This is a genomic window from Marinobacterium sp. NO-S09 (assembly GCF_059179545.1).
Map to the genome: position 1 here is coordinate 1,968,869 of NZ_CP168954.1, position 19,844 is coordinate 1,988,712.

A 19,844-nucleotide genomic window follows, 5' to 3' on the forward strand; every position below is an offset into this window, starting at 1 on the left:
CACCCGGAGGCGGCAGAGGCCGTGTTCTGGCTACTCAGCTTATTCAGTGCGTCCGAGCACCTCACGCATGGCCTCACTGACCAGTGGCAAGGTGTCTGCGGACAGACCGGCGATGTTGATCCGACTGGAGTCCAGCATGTAGATGCCAAACTCTTCGCGCAGAATCTGAACCTGTTGCGGGGTAATACCCAGGAAGGAGAACATCCCGCGCTGCCGTTCGATAAAGCTGAAGTCACCGGCCGGGGCCAGTGCCTGGCTGAGGGCGGCACGCAAATCGAGGATGCGCACACACATCGCTTCGAGTTCGCTCTGCCAAGTCTGCATCAGCTCAGGTGTGTCGAGGATCATCTCGACCACCGCTGCCCCATGCGAGGGAGGCATGGAATAGTGCGACCGGATCGCACTCAACAGCTGGCTGGTGGCGGCCTTGCCCTGTTGGGCGTTGGCCGAAATCAGCATCAGGGCACCGGTACGTTCCCGGTACAGGCCAAAGTTCTTGGAGCAGGAGGACGCGACGATCACTTCCGGCAGGCGCTCGGCCATCAGGCGAACACCCTGCGCATCCTGATCCAGATTTTCACCCAGGCCCTGATAGGCAATATCAATAAACGGCAGCAGTCCCTTGCGCTCGACCAGGTCCGTGATAGCGGCCCATTGATCGGCGTCCAGATCTGCGCCGGACGGATTATGACAGCAGCCGTGCAGGAGTACCACATCACCGGCTTCTGCCTGCTCCAGACAGGCCATCATGGCGTCGAATTCAACGCTCAGGGTGGCCTTGTCCAGGTAGGGGTATTCGCGAATGTTGAGGTTCGCACCGCCCAGTAGCGGAATGTGGTTGGCCCAGGTCGGCGTGCTCACCCATACGGTGGTATCCGGCTTGCAGAGCTTCAGGAACTCGGCGGCCATGCGCAGGGCACCACAACCGCCCGGCGTCTGGACCACGTTGACGCGGCCGTCTTTCAGCGCCGGGTGATTACCGCCCAGCAGTAGCTGGCCGATCAGCTGGTTGAAGCCCTCAGCACCGGCCGGGCCGATGTAGGCCTTGGTGGTTTCGGTCTCCAGCAAGCGCTGCTGCGCCTGCTGGACCGCGGCCATGATGGGGGTGTTGCCCGCTTCGTCACGGTAGACACCGACACCCAAATCAACCTTGTTGCTGCGTGTGTCTTCACGGAAGGTTTTCATCAGACCCAGAATCGGATCCTGGGGCAGGGTTTTCAGTTGTTCAAACATGAGCCTTCTCCTCAGCCTGGGCGACCTTAATCAGCGTGGCCTGACCGGTCTCGAATGCCTTGACCAGGTGCTTGCGCTTCTCGGCTGCCGCTTCAGCCGCCTGTTCGCGTACCGGGCCGTAGCCGCGGATATCGGACGGCAGTTGTGCCAGTTCCAGTGCGAACTCATAGTTGTTGGCGTTCAGTTCTTTGGCCAGTCGGTTCAGCAACTCACGGTATTCCGCCAGCAGAGCACGATCCAGCTTGCGATCGGCAGAAAAACGGAAGGGGTCGAACGGAGAGTTTCGGAGCCCCTTCAAAGGTGCCAGAACTTTCAAGGCCTTCAACATCCAGGGGCCGAACTGACGCTTCATCGGGCGACCTTTTGCATCCTTCTTTCCGCCAAGGATCGGCGGTGCCAGGTTGAAGTTGATGCGGTAGTCACCTTCGAAGGTCTGCTCGACCTCTTTCAGGAAGTCGGTTTGAGTGAACAGACGCGCCACCTCATACTCATCTTTATAGGACATCAGACGGAACAGCTGCTGCACGACGGTGCGCGTCAGGCTGAGATCGTCCTTGCCCAAAGACAGTTCGGCAGTGCGGGTCTGTTCGACCAGCAGTTTGTATTCGTTGGCCCAGGCCGCATCCTGATACTCGGTCAGGTGCTTCATGCGGCGCTCGATCAGCTGCTCCAGAGTTTCTTTCTCCGGGGTGATGGGCTTCTCGCGGGCTTCATCGCTCAGCAGTGACATGACATAGTCACGGTCGGTGGCAGCCAGACGGCCCCAGCCGAAGGCCTGCTTGTTGCGGTCGATGGCCACACCGTTGAGTTCAATGGCGCGCATCAGGGCGTCCATGGATACCGGCACCAGGCCGCTCTGCCAGGCGAAGCCCAGCATCATGACGTTGGAGAATACGGTGTCGCCCAGCAGTTTTTCGGCCACCAGATTGGCATCCAGCTGGTCGAAATGGCTCTCGCCCACGGCATCTTTCAGTAGCTTGAGGCGCTTTTCGGCCTGCATATCGGCATCACGGAAGAGCACGTAATCGGCCGTAGCCAGTTCCGCTTCGTTGGCGACGATGCGCGAGTGGTTCGGGCGCAGTACGTTCAGCGCTTTCTGAGACGTGGCCACAACCATGTCACAGGCGACCATGGCGTCGGCCTGGCCGTTCTCGATACGTACCTGGTGCAGATTGTCCGGGGAGTTGGCCAGACGCACATAGCTCAGTACGGTACCGCCTTTCTGGGCGAAGCCCATGAAGTCCAGTACGGATGCGCCCTTGGATTCCAGGTGAGCCGCCATGGTGATCAGCTGGCCCACGGTAACAACACCGGTACCACCGACGCCGCCGACCAGCAGGTCGTAGCTGTCGTTCAGTGCCGGAATTGTCGGCATCGGCGTGCCGCTAAGGCGTTTTTCCAGCTCGGCGCCCAGGTCCAGCCCCTTGGACTTGCGTAGCTGACCGCCTTCGATGGTGACGAAGCTCGGGCAGAAACCGTTGACGCAGGAGAAGTCCTTGTTACAGGAGGACTGGTCGATCTTGCGCTTGCGGCCCAGAGCGGTGTCACGCGGAACCACGGACAGACAGTTGGACTGAGTCGAGCAGTCGCCACAGCCTTCACACACGTGGTGGTTGATAAACGCACGCTTGGCTGGGTCGGGGAACTGACCGCGCTTGCGACGACGACGTTTTTCGGCAGCGCAGGTCTGGTCGTAGATCAGTACGGTACAGCCTTCGATGTCACGCAGCTCGCGCTGTACATTATCCAGCTCGGAACGGTCATGGAAGGTGACACCGGTCGGGAACAGGGACTCGTGGCCCTTGTACTTCTCGGGTTCGTCACTCAGTACCACAACACGCTTAACGCCTTCGGCGGAGACCTGCTTGGCGATGGCATCCACCGTGATTACACCGTCCACCGGCTGGCCGCCTGTCATGGCAACTGCATCGTTGAACAGGATCTTGTAGGTGATGTTGATACCGGCGGCGACAGCCTGACGGATCGCCATGTAACCGGAGTGGAAGTAGGTGCCTTCACCCAGGTTCTGGAAAACGTGCGGGTTGCCGGTGTAGCGGCTCTTGCCGATCCAGTTAACACCTTCACCGCCCATCTGAATCAGGGATTCGGTGTCACGGCCCATCCAGGATGCCATGAAGTGACAGCCGATACCGGCCAGTGCCTTGCTGCCCTCGGGTACCTTGGTAGATGAGTTGTGCGGGCAGCCGGAACAGAAGTACGGCATGCGGCGAACGCCACCCGGGTCGGTAATGCCCAGGCTGCAGTTCACTGCATCCATTTGATCGGTAAATTTCACCCCGAAGAAGCGGTCCAGACGGGCGGCCAGGTAGCCGGCCAGCAGTTTCGGGCTCAGCTCGCCAACATAGGGAATCAGCGGGTCGCCGTTCTGGTCCTGTTTACCGGTAATCAACACTTCGCCAGGGCGATCCGGTTCAGACATGTACTCCTTGATCTGGCTCTCGATGATGCCGCGCTTCTCTTCGATAACGAGGATCTCATCCTTGCCGCGGACAAAGTCCATGATGCCCTGGCGCTCCAGCGGCCAGACCATGCCGACTTTATAGATGTCGATGCCCATTTCCTGAGCGCGCGCTTCATCGATACCCAGCAGCTGCAGGGCTTCCAGAAGGTCCAGATGTCCCTTGCCGGTGCTGACAATACCGAAACGTGCTTCCTTGTTGTTAAAGAGGCAACGGTCGATCGGGTTGGCACGGGCAAAGGCCTGCACCGCAGCAAGTTTGTGCTCGATGCGGGTTTCCAGCTGTGGGCCGGGCAGATCCGGCCAACGGTAGTGCAGACCGTCAGCCGGCGGGGTGAAATCGGTAGGTGTGACGAATGTCGGCAGCGGCTTCAGCTCAACGGAAGCGGCACTTTCAACAGTTTCAGAGATCGCCTTGAAGCCGACCCAGCAGCCGCTGAAGCGGGACAGGGCGTAACCCCAGAGACCAAAGTCCAGATACTCGGACAGGTTGGCCGGGTTGATGGTCGGCATGAACCAGGACATGAAGGCCACGTCAGACTGGTGCGGCATGGAAGAGGAGACACAACCGTGGTCATCACCGGCAACAACCAGCACACCGCCGTGCGGGGAGCTGCCGTAGGTGGTGCCATGCTTGAGCGCATCACCGGCACGATCGACACCGGGGCCCTTGCCGTACCAGAGACCGAAAACGCCTTCGACCTGTTTGTCGTCGTCGGTTTCAACCTGCTGGCTGCCCAGGATGATGGTGGCGGCCAGATCTTCGTTGATGGCCGGAACGAAGTCGACTTTGCTGTCATCCAGCAGTTTCTTGGCCTGCCACAGCGCCTGGTCGTAAGCACCCAGCGGGGAACCACGGTAACCACTGATCAGACCAGCGGTGTTAAGACCATTCTGCTGGTCGAGGCGTGCCTGCATGAGCGGGATGCGGACCAGCGCCTGGGTGCCGGTCAGAAATACGCGACCCGTATCGCGCAGGTAACGATCCTCGAGACGATAGTCGTCGAGTGCGGGGGTATTGGCATTGACAGTCATACCCGGACTCCTCTTGTTGGATCTTGTCGTTATCGCCGGTTGGCTGCCGATGGCTGTGCAGAAAACCGTGCATTTATGGTGAGAAATTGTAGGGAGAAGCGGCGTAAAGGTGTTTGCTATTTGGGGCGTGAATCAGGTTAATTTCCGATAAATATTTCTTTTTACCTATAAATACGAAAGAATATTCGAAAATTCTTGGGTGTTACTAAATGAAACAGGTTTCGCTGGATAATTTTGATCGCAAGATCCTGCAGGTATTGCAACAGGATGGCCGTATCAGCAACCAGCAGCTTGCCGAACAGGTAGGGTTGTCACCTGCTGCGTGCTGGCGCCGGGTAAGGGCGCTTGAGGAGAAGGGGGCCATTGCCGGCTATGCGGCGTTGCTGGATCCGGAAACCCTGGGCCAGGGGTTGAGTGTATTTGTGCTGGTGTCACTGCAGCGGCATAACATCGACAGCACCGAAGAGTTTGAGCAGGAGGTGCTGAACTATCCCGAGGTGCTGCAGTGCTATGCAGTGACCGGGAATGCGGATTTTGTTCTGCGTGTGGTCGTACCCGACATGGGGTCCTATGACCGCTTTCTTAACGAAAAGATCTTTACTCTTAAGGGGATAGCGCAGGTTCACTCCAATTTTGGCTTGCGTCAAATCAAGAATAGCCATGCTTTGCCCCTGTAGCAGCAAATTTGATTGTCCGCTTCACTGGGGGGTGTTATAAGAGGCTTTAGTAAAGAAAATAGTTCTCAGTTCGGCCTCAGGGAGCGAGGCCAGCCAGGAGACACCCAGTCAGCAGTCGGGCCCCGGATCAGATGCCTCTGAAGATCAATGCCAAAACGCTCCCCCGTTATCAGACCAGCGCCCTGGTGGGCAGTGTGTGCCTGTTGGTACTGCTGATTACGGCCTTTTTTACCAACAACGCCTATCAAACCGGTCAAAACCGCCTGGAGCTTCAGCGTTCTGAAATGGAGCTTGCAAGTCGTGAGCAGTTGCGTCAGCAAGTTGACAGCATCCTGGGCTACATAACCTTTTCCCGCGAGCGCACCGAGACGGTACTGAAACAACGTATCCAGACCGTTACCCGTGAAGTCATGACACTGGCTCGAAGCATATACAGTCAGCAGATCCGCAGTGGCAATAACGACCTCGACAGTATTGGTGCGTTGATTCGTGAAGCCATGCGCGATCTGCGCTTTTTCGGCGGGCGCGGTTATATCTTCATCGATACTCTGGATGGTGAATGTGTACTGCTGCCGACCAGCCCGGGTATTGAAGGTCAGTCGCTGATGGATAATCAGGACGATACTGGCCACTACATCATGCGCGGTTTGATCGATGCGGTAAACAGGCCTGAAGGCGGGGGGTATTCACGTTATCGCTGGTTTGCGCCGGATTATCCGGATCAGATGAAGGAAAAGATCGCTTACGTTGAATATTTTGAGCCACTGGACTGGATTATCGGTACCGGCGATTACCTCTATCAAGTTGAAAATGATCTGAAGCAGGAGGCTTTGGCTCGCCTGGAAGCACTGACATTTGGTGACGATGGCTATATCGCCGTTTTGCATACCGATGGCCGGGTGTTGCTTTCACCGAGTCAGCCCGAGTCCGAAGGGCTGACGTTATCAGAGCTGACGCCTGAACATCGCGACATGGTGCAAACCCTGCTTCAGGGCGCAACGCCTGAGGGGCGTTTTATGCAATATGACTGGTATCGATCCGGCGACAGCGAACTGCATGCCAAGCAGGCGCTGGTGCAATTGGTGCCCGAGTGGAACTGGGTACTGGTCGCCACCAGCTTTCAGGACAATTTGCAGGAGGCGATTGCCCGACAGGAGCAGGCTCTGGAAGAACAGACAACTCAGGATGTGAGGTACATGCTGGTGGTCATGATGGTGGCGCTTATGGTCGCCCTGTCTGTGGCTCTGCTGTTATCACATTGGCTCAGGGATCTGGTGCGTCGCTATCAGCACGCAATCGATAAGCAGAAGGATGAGTTGGAAAACCGCTCACGTGAACTTCAGCTGGCCGCGACGGTGTTTGAGTCCGCTAGTGAAGGGGCGATGATTTCGGATGCAAGCAATCACATCATGGCCGTCAATCCCGCCTTTTGCAGCATTACCGGTTACAGCGAAGAAGATGTGGTAGGGAAAACGCCGGCACTGTTCTCTTCCGGCCGGCACAGTGCACGCTTCTTTGAAAAAATGTGGAGTCAGTTGCGTAGCGAAAAGCGTTGGGAGGGCGAGGTCTGGAACCGTCGTCGTAACGGCGAGGTGTACCCGCAATGGCTGTCGATTACCGTCGTTGAAGACGAGCAGGGCCAGCCTCAGAACTATGTGGCCATGCTCAATGATGTGTCCGAGCGCAAAGCGACCGAAGACCAGCTCAAGTACCTGTCAGACTTCGATACCCTGACTGATCTGCCCAACCGCCGTCTGTTACGTGATCGCACCATTCAGGCCTTGGCCAAGGCCCGTGCCAGCGGCGAGCAGGTAGCACTGTTGGTAGTGGGGCTGGACCGCTTCAAACACATCAATGACTCCCTGGGCCACGGTGCCGGTGACAACCTGCTTAAGCAGCTGGCACGTCGGCTGACGGATCAGGCACAGGAAAACGAGACCCTTAGCCGCCTGGGTGGAGACGAATTCGGCATACTCCTGCCCAAGGTCAAATCCCTGCATGAGCTTGAGAAACGGGTGGAGGAGTACCTGCATCTGGTGAGTGAGCCGGTTCATATTCATGATCACAATCTGGTGGTGACGGCCAGTATCGGTGTCGCCCTCTACCCCTATGACGGTGATGACTTTGACAGCATGCTTAAAAGTGCCGACACCGCGCTCTATCATGCCAAGGGTGAAGGCCGGAACACCTGCCGCTTCTTCGCGCCGGTGATGAACCAGCAGGTCTCGGAACGCCTGGCCATGGAGAATAACCTGCGCAATGCGCTGCAGCAGAATGAATTCGAGCTCTATTATCAGCCCCAATTCTGTTTTGCCACACAAAGCGTGATCGGCTGTGAAGCCCTGCTGCGCTGGAATAGCGCCTCCGGTTTGGTGATGCCGGACCGCTTTATTCCCTTGGCTGAAGAAACCGGCCTGATTGTGCCCATTGGTGGCTGGGTGCTGCGTGAAGCCTGTCATCAGGCCAAGCGCTGGCAGAGTATGAGCAACACGCCGCTGTCTGTGGCGGTGAATGTCTCGGCGGTTCAGTTCCGCCCCGAGCTGGTGGACGATGTGCGTAAGGCGCTGGCCAGCAGTGGTCTGGAGCCGCACTTGTTGGTGCTGGAAGTCACCGAAAGCCTGCTGATGTCGGATGTACAGGGATCGGCTCTGCTGCTGGAGCAGCTCAGGGCGTTGGGCACGCGGATCGCGCTGGATGATTTCGGTACCGGCTATGCCAGCCTGGCCTATCTCAAGCGCTTTGCGCTGGATAAGCTCAAGATCGACCGTACCTTCATCATGGGTATACCCGAGGACAAGGATGACAGTGCGATCACATCTTCCATCATCGATATCGCCCGCCACCTGAATCTGGAAACAGTGGCAGAAGGGGTTGAAACAAGGGCGCATGTCGACTTCCTGCATGCGGCCGGTTGTCACCAGGCGCAGGGTTATTTCTTCGACCGGCCGCTGCCGGTGCCTGAATTCGAGAAGCGGATGCGCGAGCCGTCAGAGCCAGCCCTTGTGTTTGAAAAAGAGGTAGGGCGAGATGGCTGATACCACCATCAGTCCCAGTGCCATCGGATAGCCGAATATCCAATCCAGCTCCGGCATGCTGTGGAAGTTCATACCGTAAACGGTGCCCACCAGCGTCGGCGGCAGGAACACCACGGCAGCGATGGAAAAGATCTTGATGATCTGGTTCTGACGGATATTGATGAAGCCCTGGGCCGCGTTCAGCAGGAAGTTGATCTTCTCGAACACGAAGGTAGCGTGCGCCATCAGGGTGTCCAGGTCACGCAGCATTTCGCGGCAGATCTTCACGTCCAGCTTCTGCTGACGGATATGGCGCAGCAGGAAAGACACCGAGCGCTGGGTATCCATCAGACAAAGACGGATCTGACCGTTGCTGTCTTCCAGCTTGGCCAGGCGGTCCAGCTGCTCGCCCAGGTCTGATTCACGCTTTTCCAGCACTTCAATGCTGACACCTTCCAAGTCTCGGTGCAGGTCTTCCAGCTGGTCCGCCAGGTTATCAATTTTCTGTTCGAACAGGGCCGTCATGATGCGCAGTGGCCTGTCGGCCTCTATCCAGCCACGACGAGCCCGGAGGCGGGTGAGGCGGAAGTCCGGCAGGTCTACATCATGGATACTGATCAGGCGGTCTGGCTGTAGCGTGAAGGCCACAGTCGCGTTACGAAAGCGGCCCTCCGATTGATACAGGAAGAGGGAGTGTACGTGGAGGTCGTCGCCGTCGACGAAATAGCGCGAACTGGATTCGATCTCTTCAACATTACGGGCATCGGGCAGGCTCTCCGGAAAGTGCTGCTCAACCAGGCTGCGCTCGCTATCATCCGCTTCCTGCAGGTCCAGCCAGCTGGCTGCCTGCAGATCAGCACCGCTGAGCGGCTGTGCCAGTTCCTGCTCACGCAGCTTGCCCGCACTCAATGCGAAGGTTCGAATCATCCTTTTTCTCCGTATCAGGCGTTAAGTACACCATAGACCAGGTAGCCGGTATAACCGATGAACACGGACAGCAGCAGTCCGCCTTCAAGACGGTTGATGCGGCCCTGGCCACGGAAACCATAGCCCAGCACAAACAGGGACGCGGTCAGAGCGGCCATGATCACCCAGTCACGGTACAGCGCCTCCGGGCTTACACTCATGGGCTGGATGCTGCCGGCAATGCCGACCACAGCAAGGGTGTTGAACATGTTGGAACCGATTACGTTGCCCAGTGCCAGGTCATGCTCGTTCTTGCGAACGGCGATGATCGAAGACGCCAGTTCAGGCAGCGATGTGCCGATTGCCACCACGGTCAGGCCGATGACCAGGTCGCTGACGCCCATGGCGCTGGCGATATCTACGGCACCCCAGACCAGTACACGGGAGCTCACAACCAGCAGAACCAGGCCGACAACCAGCCAAAGAATACCCTGGCGCAATGTCATCTGTGTTTCGCCTTCCATGTCATGCTCAACATCACTGCCCAGGGCATCACCACGCTGACGCATGCCTTGCATGATTGACCAGCCCATCATCAGGAAGAAAACACCCAGCAGTACCACGGCTTCCATACGGGTGATCTGGCCATCCAGAAGTTGGTACCCGGCCAGCAGGGTAAATGCCATCAACACCGGCAGTTCCTTGCGCAGGATCTGCGAATGGACAGCGATCGGGCTGAGCAGGGCGGTAATACCCAATATCAGGGCTATGTTGGCAATATTTGAACCATAGCCATTACCCAGCGCCAGGTTCGGGTTGCCCTGGATGGACGCAAAAGCCGACACCACCATCTCGGGTGCGGAGGTGCCGAAGCCGATAATAACCATGCCGATGAGTAAAGGTGGCATGCCGGCATAACGGGCGGTTGCTGCGGCCCCATCTATAAAGCGGTCAGCACTCCAGACCAGCAGAGCCAGCCCTCCCACAACGGCCAAAATTGCCATCAACATCGATTACCGAACTCCTTGCAGATTCAGGTTTTAAGAACAGTGCGCATCATACTCTGACCAGGCGCTCCCGTCGCGCTCAGGAATAATGAAAAAAAATTCACACGAGGGGGTTGTGCTTTTAAAACAAGCATCTATAATACGCACCTCAATTGATTAGGCGACAACAGCAACGCGCTGCAAGCCACACAATTGAAATGCGGTGAGGTGTCCGAGTGGCCGAAGGAGCACGCCTGGAAAGTGTGTATACGGAAACGTATCGAGGGTTCGAATCCCTCCCTCACCGCCATCGAATTCAGAAGCCCTGTTGAGGAAACTCAACAGGGCTTTTTCGTTTATGATTGCTCGCAAACCTACCCCGTTGAAATGCTGTTCTGGCACCCATCGGACACCCTTCTTGACACTTATCATCCCAAGTTTGAATGAAGCCTAATTAGCGTTTCACTTCAACGACATTTATGCCTTAATGACGAGATGGCCAATGTGAGGTTGTCTCATGCAGCGGTTTGCCTACGAATACCTTGTAATCCCCTTTACGATTTTGTTGCTGGCAGGTAGCTACTGGCTCGACCTGTCCCGCAGTGAAGCGGCGCACACCATCTTGATGCAAGAAGAGACGCTATTGCTGGAGCAGCGCCACCAGTCTCTGCGCGACGATCTGGAACGCCCCATGCAGCAGATGGAAGCGCTGGGTAATACAGTGTATCGACTGGCATCAAAAGGTCGCTGGCAGGAAGTTGAAAACGCGTTGTACCTCCTGGCCAGCACCAATCCTGACTACCTGCAGGTGCGTTACATTGATCAGCACGGCCTGGAGAGGGTGCGGATTAATCACTATTCCATCGGTGAGCCGGCCGTGGTGCCGGTCAGCCAACTGCAGCCCAAGCATGACCGGCCCTATACTCAGCGCATACTGAAATTGCCGGCCGGGCATTTCTATCTGTCCAAACTCGATCTGAACGTTGAGCAGGGAGTCATACAGATCCCTTTGCAGCCGACTCTGCGCATCGGAATGCGTCTGGCTGACCAGTCAGCTCAAGGCACGGGGTTTCTGATCATCAATCTTAACGCCCGCAAACTCCTGCATGAACTGCGAGGTGATCACGACGTTCATCTGTTTAATACCTATATGCTCAACAGCAATGCCGACTGGCTCAGTGCGCCGGATGAGGGGCTGGCATGGCGAGCACAGTTGGGGCATGAGCATGGGCTATATACCTATCCGGATGCGCCTGAAGTCAGCCTGGATGCCATTACGCATTCAACAGAAGCCCGAGGCAAGCAGGCGGGGCACTGGCTGATCACCCCTGTGTCGAGCGACTTTGGTTTTGCCTTTCCGGTGCATCATGAGGAGAAGTGGTTTCTTGTCAGCCATTTGAACAACGAGGGTATGAATTCTTTGTTGCCTGACATGGATACGCTCAGGGCAATGAGCCTGAGTACCCCTTTGGGGGCGCTAATGCTGTTTTTCGCCCTGCGTTCCATGCGCAGAAGCCGGGCTTTGGCTGAACAGGCGCGTTTGGAAGCACAGCAGAGCCATGAGCAATCGGAAGTGTTGGAGCAAAGTGTCCAGCGGCGTACCCGTCAGTTACGCGAGGCACTCGCATTCATTGAAGCCCTGACGGATCATCTTCCGGTACTGATCGCGGCCTGGGGTCGTGATTTCCGCTGCCAGTTTATTAATACGGCCTGTGCCGACTGGTTTGAGCTGAGCAAGGCCGAGGCGTTGAACATGACGCTGGCCGAGTGCATGGGGGAGGCGCGCTTTGAGTCCCGTCGCGCCCTGCTGGATAAAGTACTCAAGGGTGAATCCGCGTCACTGGAAACGCTTTATCCGGACACGAATGGAGGGGTTCGTCTGCTGTTGGTGCGTTATTTGCCACTATCGGGTGGTGAGCGCGGCTTTATCATGATCGTGGAAGATATCACTGATCAACGCCAGGCTGATCAGGTGCTGCGTGACCGTACCCATGAGGCTGAGCAGGCTGCAGAGGCCAAGCAGAGCTTTCTTGCCAATATGAGCCATGAGGTGCGTACCCCCATGAATGCGATTCTGGGGATGTTGCAACTGCTGTTGGATACCGGGATGACCGAGGCGCAGCGCAACTATGCGGCTAAGGCCTATCAGGCATCAGAGTCCCTGTTGCGGATTCTCAATGAAATCCTGGATCTTTCAAAGCTTGAAGCGGGGCGCGTCAGTATCGAGAAAACGCCTTTCGACCTCGAAGAACTGGTACAGCGCTCGGCAGGTCTCTTTGCGCTGGAAGCCGAACGCAAGGGGCTGAACCTCAGTGTCGAGATTGACCCGCAGCTGCCGCGTCAGCTGTTGGGGGATTCGCTGCGCTTAGGGCAAATACTGTCCAACCTGATGGGTAATGCCATCAAGTTTACCCATCAGGGCGAAATCTGCTTGAGCATGGAGCTGTTGTCGGAGCATGAGTCCAGCATACAGCTGTCTATCTCGATTGCGGATACCGGTGTAGGCATGACTGATGAGCAGCTGAAGAGGGTTTTTCAGGCCTTTAACCAGGGTGAAGATTCAACAGCCCGCCGTTACGGAGGCACTGGATTGGGGCTAGCGATCAGCCGTGCCTTGGCCGAAGCCATGGATGGAGAGCTTTCAGTGGATAGCCATCCGGGCATGGGCAGCGTGTTTATCCTGAAAATCGAGCTGGAAGTGCCTGAACAAAGTCGTCGTTATGCCGATTTGAGACTGCCTGAGCTCAGTGTTTATCTGCCCGAAGCGGCTGCGGACGCCCATATTGAAAATATGCGCCAGTTATTCGAATGCTGGGAGGTGGATGCTGTGCCTTATCCAGAGGACTGGCAGAGGGCTCTGGGCAATTCTGATCGGAAGCACGCGTTGATTCTGCTGGGGGATAAACAGCTGGACTCAGCGCCGGTACAAGCCGCCTTGTCCGTTGCCGAAATGAATCCGGACATCGCGGCCAGGCTGCGTTTGATTGTGCTTCTGCCGCCAGGGCATGTGATTCCCTGTGGGAGAGATGTGAAAGGCGTCAGTGTGTACTGTCTGCCTGGACCACAAACACCGGCGCGCCTATTTGCGGCGCTGAGTGGGGAGCTTGGTCAGCCTGAGGCCCTGTCGATACAGCCTGAGTTAGAGTCTGTGTCAGAGGAGTTGCAAGCTTTCTCATCACGGCACCTGTTGGTCGTAGATGACCTGGCGGTTAACCGTGAAGTGGTGGTACACCTGTTGCACAAGCTGGGTGTGACCTGTGATGAGGCTGAGTCAGGTGAGCAGGCCGTAGAGCGGGTGGCTCAAGGGCATTACGATGCGGTTCTGATGGATGTATATATGGATGGCATGACTGGCTACGAGGCAACCCGTGCCCTGCCGGAAGGCGCACCGCCTGTAATCGGTTTGTCGGCTTCAGTGCTGGAGCGGGACCAGGAGGCCGCACGTGAGGCAGGCATGGTCGATTACCTTGGTAAGCCTGTGGTGCTGGAGGATCTTCACGATGCCTTGTCCAGACTCTTCGGTGCCGAGGCTCCCGTTTCTGCTGAAACACTACATGAACAGGCACGCAAAACTTCTGCCGTTTCCGATGCCTTACCGGCACAGGGGGCGACCGACTGGAAAGATAACCTGCCCGAATTTATTGATCGCGACCGGGTGCAGCATCAATTCGGGGATGATGAAGAGATCTACATGGCTTGTCTGGCCTCCTTTGCAGCCAGCCTTGATGAACTGGCGGCCACTCTGGAACAGGCTATTACCGCAGGCGGTGATACGCTGGCTGGCGTTGCACACCGGATCAAGGGCGGAGCTGGCACCGTAGCCAACCGGGAGTTGGAGCAGCGCAGTCAGGAGGTGGAAGCCGAGTTGAGAACCAGTGGTGATGTTGAATCCGCCCGCTCTCTGTTGCAGCTGTTGAAGCAGCAGCGTAAACAGCTGGCGGAACTGGACCTGGCTGAATACACCCTTTGATGTCGCCATTTGCATGGCAGCTTGCCGGCGTTTACCTATACTGAAGTGATTCAGGTTCCGGACGACCTGCCAGACGTGCGTGCAGGGTCAAACGAAGGGAAGGGTACATGCAACGACGTCAATTCCTCCGCAAGGCGGGAATGGTAGCGGCTTCGGGCCTTGCGTCAGCGGGCTTTCCCGCTATTGTCTCGGCGGTCAATCGCAAACCCACCATTCGGGTGCTGGGTACCCATGTGACCTTGCAGGAAGCGATACGTCAGCGTGCCGAACAGGATTTGGGCATCAATATCGAGTTTCATCCCGGCGGCAGTGCCGGTGTGCTCCTGCGAGCCTCGACCAATCCCCAGTCCTTTGATCTTTACGAACAGTGGTCCAACAGTATTCGCATTCTCTGGCAGGCCGGCTCGATTCAGCCTATTGAAATTAGCCGGTTGAAGTACTGGAACGAGATTAACAGCCTGACCAAAACCGGACGCATCTCACCGGATGCCCGTCTGGGTCAGGGGGATGCGCCTTACAAACTGTTGTATGTGCAGCCGGAAGGGACGCTGGCGCCAGAGCCAAGCCGCCATATCAGCTTTTTACCTTACGTTCATAACACGGATTCCTTTGGCTACGATTCACGTCGCATAGCTCAGGGCGTGCCCTATGAAACCGAAAGCTGGGGCTGGCTGCTGAACCCTGATTACCATGGCAAGGTGGCCATTGTGAATGCGCCGACTATCGGCCTGTTCGACCTGGCGTTGGCGGTGCAGGCACGTGGGCTGATGCAGTTTGCCGATATTGGCAATATTAGCCGTACCGAGTTGGACCTGTTGTTTGAAATTGCCGTTGAGTACAAGCGCAGGGGGCACTTTCGGGGTGTCTGGTCTTCCGTACCGGCATCGGTTGAGCTGATGCAGAATGAAGAGGTCTGGATTCAGAGCATGTTTTCCCCGGGGGTCAGCAGCCTCAATGGCATGGGGGTTCCCTGTGTCTATGCTGCTCCGCGGGAAGGCTACCGAGCCTGGCATGGTGTTATGTGCCTGTCGTCTCACTGTGAGGGCGAGCGTAAGGAGGCGGCCTATGCCTTTATGAACTGGTGGCTGTCCGGCTGGCCCGGTGCGTTTATTGCCCGCCAGGGCTATTACATCGCCAACCCGGAGCGCTCACGACGTTTCATGAGTGGCGCCGAGTGGGATTACTGGTATGAGGGAGAGCCAGCGGCCCAGCGTTTGAAAGGGACTGACGGGCGGTTTTCTGTTGCCGAGGGTGAAGTACGTACCGGCGGTTCCTATCAGCAGCGATTCGAGAATATAGCGGTCTGGAATACGGTCATGGATAACTACGAGTACACCCTGATCAAGTGGAAAGAGTTTTTGCTGGCCTGATCATGGTGAGCACTTTCTATTTCAAGTTGCGTACACGCATTTACGCCGGTTACATCATCACCGGGGGAATCGCCCTGCTGATGGTGTTGCTGGCCTATTTCAGCGTGATGTCACTGTTTGGTGAGTTCAAGCACTTTACCGAGCATGGCGAAAGTGCGCTCAGAGGGCAGGAACTGTCGCGTAATGTGGTTGAACTGCAGCGCTCGGCCGACCTGTTCATGCAGGACGGTCAGGTGTCCGGTGCCCGTCAGGCGGCCTATATCAGTGAGCGGGTGCAGCGGATCCTGCTGCAGCTGGAGCAGGGTGGTCAGCCTGAAGTGCAGGAGCGGGTCGAGTCGATTCGCCAGCACCTGAATATCTACACCAGTACCTTTGAGGATGTGAAGCGCCAGCGTCAGCGGCGTGCTGAACTGGTAGAGCAGCGTATTGCCGATCACGCCAGTGAAGTGAATCGTCTGCTACAGGCCTACCGTCGCCTGCCGGGCAGCGGTCGGGTCGCGCCAGTTGACCAGTTGGCAGAGCTTGAAACCGCTTTGCTGAGGGTAGAGCAGGGGGCCTCACGTTACTTTTATGCGCTGGATGGGCGCTACATTGCGCGGATGCAGCAGTGGATGCGGGAAAGCCGCCAGCTGATGTCAGGCTTTGCCCTGCTGGAGATCCGCCCCGAAGCGCAGGCGTTGCTGGACGCCATGCTGCAATCTCTGCAGAACTACGAAGCCGTAATACTGGAAGCGGTTCAGCGCACGCGCGGGTATATGTATCTGGTCAATGTGGTGATGGCAGCGGAAGCGGATGAGATGCTGTACCAGACACAATACCTGGCTGATCTGATACAGGCTGAGATGAAGAATATCGAAGGGCAGGCAGTTGCAGAAATGCGCTGGACCGGGCAATGGGTGCTCTGGATCTGCATGGGCCTTCTGGTGCTGGTTCTGCTCTTGTCCTATCTCATCGGGCATAGCGTGGCGGACCCGATCCGGTCATTGGCAAAAACCTTTATGGATTTGGCGCGGGGCAAGGACAGTACCACCATCGAGCGTCAGGATGCGGACGATGAGCTGGGTGAGCTGGCTCGTGCCGCCGAGGTGTTCAGGTCCAAGAATCAGGAAACCCGGCAACTGCTGGCCAGCTTTCAGGCATTGAGCAGTGAGCTGGAGCAGAAAGTTGCTGACCGCACCCAGGAGCTGGAACAGGCCAATGCCCGGCTGGAAGCGCTGTCCAATACCGATAGCCTGACGGGGCTGGCCAACCGGCGCCTGTTCGACCAGGTGCTGGAGCGTGAGTGGACACGGGTTGAGCGCAGCGGCGAGCCGTTGGCTGCGATCATGATGGATGTGGATTACTTCAAACTCTATAACGATCACTATGGTCACTTGGCCGGAGATGACTGTCTCAAAGCCATCGCGGACGAATTGCAGCTACAGCTGAAGCGGGCGACGGATCTGGCGGCGCGTTATGGCGGTGAAGAGTTCGTGATGCTGCTGCAAAACACCGATCTGGAAGGTGCGCTTAGGGTGGCAGAGAGTATCCGCCAGGCCGTTGAGCAGCTGCATCTGCCTCATGTTGAATCACCGATGGGGCAGGTCAGTTTGAGCCTGGGCGTTGCCCTGCATACCCGCGATTATCCTGCCCAGGACCGACATTGGTTGGTGCGTCAGGCAGATGAGGCGCTCTACTGTGCCAAGGACGGAGGTCGCAACCGGGTCTGCGCCTGGCCGCAGGTGGCCAGTATTGGCCGTTCGGAGTCGTCATCCGGCCGTTCTGATCACTGAGTGCGCTGGTAGCGCCGCTCCGGGCGACCCACACTGCCGTAATTGACGCTGGCTTCCAATTCACGCGTGCTGACCAGATATTCCAGGTACCGGCGTGCGGTGGTGCGGCTGGCGCCGATGGTAGCGCCCACTTCTTCGGCATTTTGAGATACGTCGGTGGCAGCGAAAACGGCTCTCACTTTCTCAAGTGTCAGTGCATCAACCCCTTTGGGAAGGCGTTGTTCTGTTGTTTCAGGTGCTGTCGTATCGGCCTGTGGCACCTTGCTGCGAGGCAGCAGGCTGTCCACGTCTGACTGGGCAAGCGATTCCATCGAGCGCAGCCTTTCCAGGTGGCGGGCATATTCCTGCAGGGCATCGCGAAGGCGTTCAAACACCAGTGGTTTGAGAATGTAATCAAACACACCGCCCCTGAGCGCTTCACGCAGAGTGTCCACTTCCCGGGCGGCAGTAATCAGGATCACGTCGGTGGCGTTGTTCTGAGTGCGCATTTCTCGCAGCAGGTCCAGCCCGGTGCCGTTGGGGAACTGGATGTCCAGCAGCAGGAGTTCGGGCTGCATTACATCCACCAGATCCCGGGCGGTATCCAGACTGTGAGCCAGCCCTACCAGCTCAAAACCGTCAATGCGTTCAAGAAAGCGCTGCTGGATCTCGGCGATCTGCGGGTCATCTTCGGCGACTACAACGCGTATGGGGTTAGTCATTGGCGGCTCCTGTCATCGGTGAGGGCTTCACTGCCTGCTGTTTGGGTATGTATACGGTAAAGCGGCTGCCTTCGGGGTCGCCGGGCTCTATGGTGATGGTGCCGTTCAATTGCTGCAGTAGGCTGTTGACCAAGTGTAGCCCCAGGCCGTGACCGGCACGCGCCTTGCTGGTAAAGCCCTTGGTGAAGATCAACGCCTGTTGATCATCGGGTATGCCGGGGCCGCGGTCTTCAATTTCAAAGATCAAATCATCGCCCAGGTCAGTCATGGTCAGAAGAATGGCCTTGCCGTGACCGCCGTGATTGAGGGTTGCTTCAAAGGCGTTATCGAGCAGATTGCCCAGGATACTGACCAACTGCTCGCGGGGTATCCACTCGGGCAGGTCGCGCATCTGGCTGTCCGGGTCGATCTCAAGCACCAGGCCCAGCTCACGCGCACGGTTGTATTTACCCAGCAGGCAGCCGGCCAGTACCGGGTCCGGCACCGCTTCCACCAGCAGGTGAATCAGTGCCTGATGGTCGCGGGTTTCCTGACCGATAATGGCCAGGGCCTTGTCGTTGGCACCGATCTGAATCAGGCCGGCAATTGTGTGCAGCTTATTGGAATACTCATGGGCCTGGCTGCGCAGGCTGTCAGCGTACTGCTGGATACGGCTGAGCTTCTGGCCAAGCTGATGCAGTTCATCCTTGCGGCGGAAACTGGACACTACCCCGATGACCTTGCCTGCCTGGTGTAAGGGGACGCGGTTAACAATTAATACCCGGTCACCAACGCGGATCTCCTGGTCGAATTGGACCTGATCACTGGTGAGGACTTCCGGCATGCGCGAATTGGGCAGCAGGTCTGTTACCGGCTTGCCGATAATGTTCTGTTCGTTGGGCAGGTCCAGAATGGACAGAGCGGCCTGGTTGACGGTGGTGATTTCGCCGCGGGTGTTGATGGCGATGATGCCCTCTCGCACGGATTGCAGGGTAGCGTTGCGTTCCTGGAAGAGACGGCCGATCTCCTCGGGTTCCAGGCCAAAGATCGCTTTCTTGAAGTGGCTGGCAAACCATACCGCGGTTATAACACTGAACGCGAATGCCAGCAGAATCACCATGGTCATGGTCAGGCGGTAGCGGCTGATATAAAGATCCACTTTGTCGAGCAGGTAGCCAACGGAGACAAGCCCTATTACCTGTTCCCCGGCGGCATCATAAATGGGGGCACGCGCGCGCATGGACAGCCCAAGGCTACCTTCGGCGCGGGTAATCTGGGCCAGACCATACGCCAAGGTCGGCGACACGGCATCATCGTCATCATCGGACATGGAAAAGCCAAGCCGTTCAGGGTTGGGATGTGCCAGTCTTAAGCCGTTGCGGTCGCCAATGACGACAAACAGTGCCTGGGTTTTTTCGGCCAGAGTGAGGCTAAGCGGTTGTAGCTCGGTGCTGTCACGATCTTCAACGGATTGAATCACCTGGGGAATGCTGGCGATGGTTTTGGCCACATGAAGGGCACGTTCACCCATCTGCTCTTCCAATGCCGATGTCAGGTAATGCAGGGCAAACAGGCCCAAAGCACCGGTCTGCAGCAGGGCAATTAACCCCAGCAGCAACACCATGCGGGTTTTCAGAGGAAAGCGGCGGATCGAGAGTTTCATAAACAGGCTCTTTTTTACTGCTCGATGTTAACTCTAGCTGACATTCAAGGCCCGTGAAC

Annotated in this window: 11 protein-coding genes and 1 tRNA gene; 6 read left to right on the forward strand and 6 right to left on the reverse strand. The window is 57.2% G+C overall.

Annotated features, from left to right (window positions below; genetic code table 11):
• Positions 1 to 39: 39 nt before the first annotated feature.
• Together O3C79_RS09135 and O3C79_RS09140 are read right to left on the reverse strand one after the other, a co-directional pair.
• A complete protein-coding gene (locus O3C79_RS09135) occupies positions 40 to 1,233 on the reverse strand; it encodes an amino acid aminotransferase (protein WP_494385693.1) in 1,194 nt (397 codons plus the stop codon).
• Positions 1,226 to 4,747 (reverse strand): indolepyruvate ferredoxin oxidoreductase family protein, encoded by a 3,522-nt coding sequence (locus O3C79_RS09140; protein WP_494385694.1) that lies wholly within the window; start codon positions 4,745 to 4,747, stop codon positions 1,226 to 1,228. The genes O3C79_RS09135 and O3C79_RS09140 overlap by 8 nt, the downstream gene beginning before the upstream one ends.
• A 209-nt stretch (positions 4,748 to 4,956) precedes the next feature.
• Here O3C79_RS09140 and O3C79_RS09145 point away from each other — a divergent pair, with 209 nt between their 5' ends.
• Both O3C79_RS09145 and O3C79_RS09150 read left to right on the forward strand, forming a co-directional pair.
• On the forward strand, positions 4,957 to 5,424 hold the full coding sequence (locus tag O3C79_RS09145; protein ID WP_010323715.1) for an Lrp/AsnC family transcriptional regulator: 468 nt from the start codon (positions 4,957 to 4,959) through the stop codon (positions 5,422 to 5,424).
• Positions 5,425 to 5,555: 131 nt separating this feature from the next.
• A complete protein-coding gene (locus O3C79_RS09150) occupies positions 5,556 to 8,459 on the forward strand; it encodes a bifunctional diguanylate cyclase/phosphodiesterase (protein WP_494385695.1) in 2,904 nt (967 codons plus the stop codon).
• Here the strand turns inward: O3C79_RS09150 and corA are convergent.
• Both corA and O3C79_RS09160 read right to left on the reverse strand, forming a co-directional pair.
• Positions 8,412 to 9,365, reverse strand: a complete 954-nt coding sequence (corA, locus tag O3C79_RS09155) for a magnesium/cobalt transporter CorA (protein WP_494385696.1) — start codon at positions 9,363 to 9,365, stop codon at positions 8,412 to 8,414. The genes O3C79_RS09150 and corA overlap by 48 nt on opposite strands.
• 14 nt (positions 9,366 to 9,379) lie before the next feature.
• Positions 9,380 to 10,354 carry a calcium/sodium antiporter gene (locus O3C79_RS09160; RefSeq protein WP_010323712.1) on the reverse strand — a complete coding sequence of 325 codons (975 nt, stop codon included), beginning with the start codon at positions 10,352 to 10,354 and terminating at the stop codon, positions 9,380 to 9,382.
• A 198-nt stretch (positions 10,355 to 10,552) separates the two neighbouring features.
• Here O3C79_RS09160 and O3C79_RS09165 point away from each other — a divergent pair.
• The 4 genes from O3C79_RS09165 to O3C79_RS09180 all read left to right on the forward strand — a co-directional run bounded on the left by O3C79_RS09165 (position 10,553) and on the right by O3C79_RS09180 (position 17,442).
• Positions 10,553 to 10,640 (forward strand) — tRNA-Ser (locus O3C79_RS09165).
• A gap of 207 nt (positions 10,641 to 10,847) precedes the next feature.
• Positions 10,848 to 14,300: an ATP-binding protein gene (locus O3C79_RS09170; RefSeq protein ID WP_494385697.1), complete on the forward strand. Its 3,453-nt coding sequence runs from the start codon at positions 10,848 to 10,850 to the stop codon at positions 14,298 to 14,300.
• Between the two features lie 107 nt (positions 14,301 to 14,407).
• Entirely contained in the window at positions 14,408 to 15,670 is a 1,263-nt protein-coding gene (locus tag O3C79_RS09175) for an ABC transporter substrate-binding protein (RefSeq protein ID WP_494385698.1), read from the forward strand.
• Positions 15,671 to 15,675: 5 nt separating this feature from the next.
• A complete protein-coding gene (locus O3C79_RS09180; protein WP_494385699.1) occupies positions 15,676 to 17,442 on the forward strand; it encodes a GGDEF domain-containing protein in 1,767 nt (588 codons plus the stop codon).
• Here O3C79_RS09180 and O3C79_RS09185 read toward each other — a convergent pair.
• Both O3C79_RS09185 and O3C79_RS09190 read right to left on the reverse strand, forming a co-directional pair.
• On the reverse strand, positions 17,436 to 18,143 hold the full coding sequence (locus tag O3C79_RS09185; protein WP_494385700.1) for a response regulator: 708 nt from the start codon (positions 18,141 to 18,143) through the stop codon (positions 17,436 to 17,438). The genes O3C79_RS09180 and O3C79_RS09185 overlap by 7 nt on opposite strands.
• Positions 18,136 to 19,785, reverse strand: coding sequence for an ATP-binding protein (locus O3C79_RS09190; protein WP_494385701.1), 1,650 nt, complete (start codon positions 19,783 to 19,785; stop codon positions 18,136 to 18,138). Before O3C79_RS09190 ends, O3C79_RS09185 begins: the two co-directional genes overlap by 8 nt.
• Between the last annotated feature and the right edge of the window lie 59 nt (positions 19,786 to 19,844).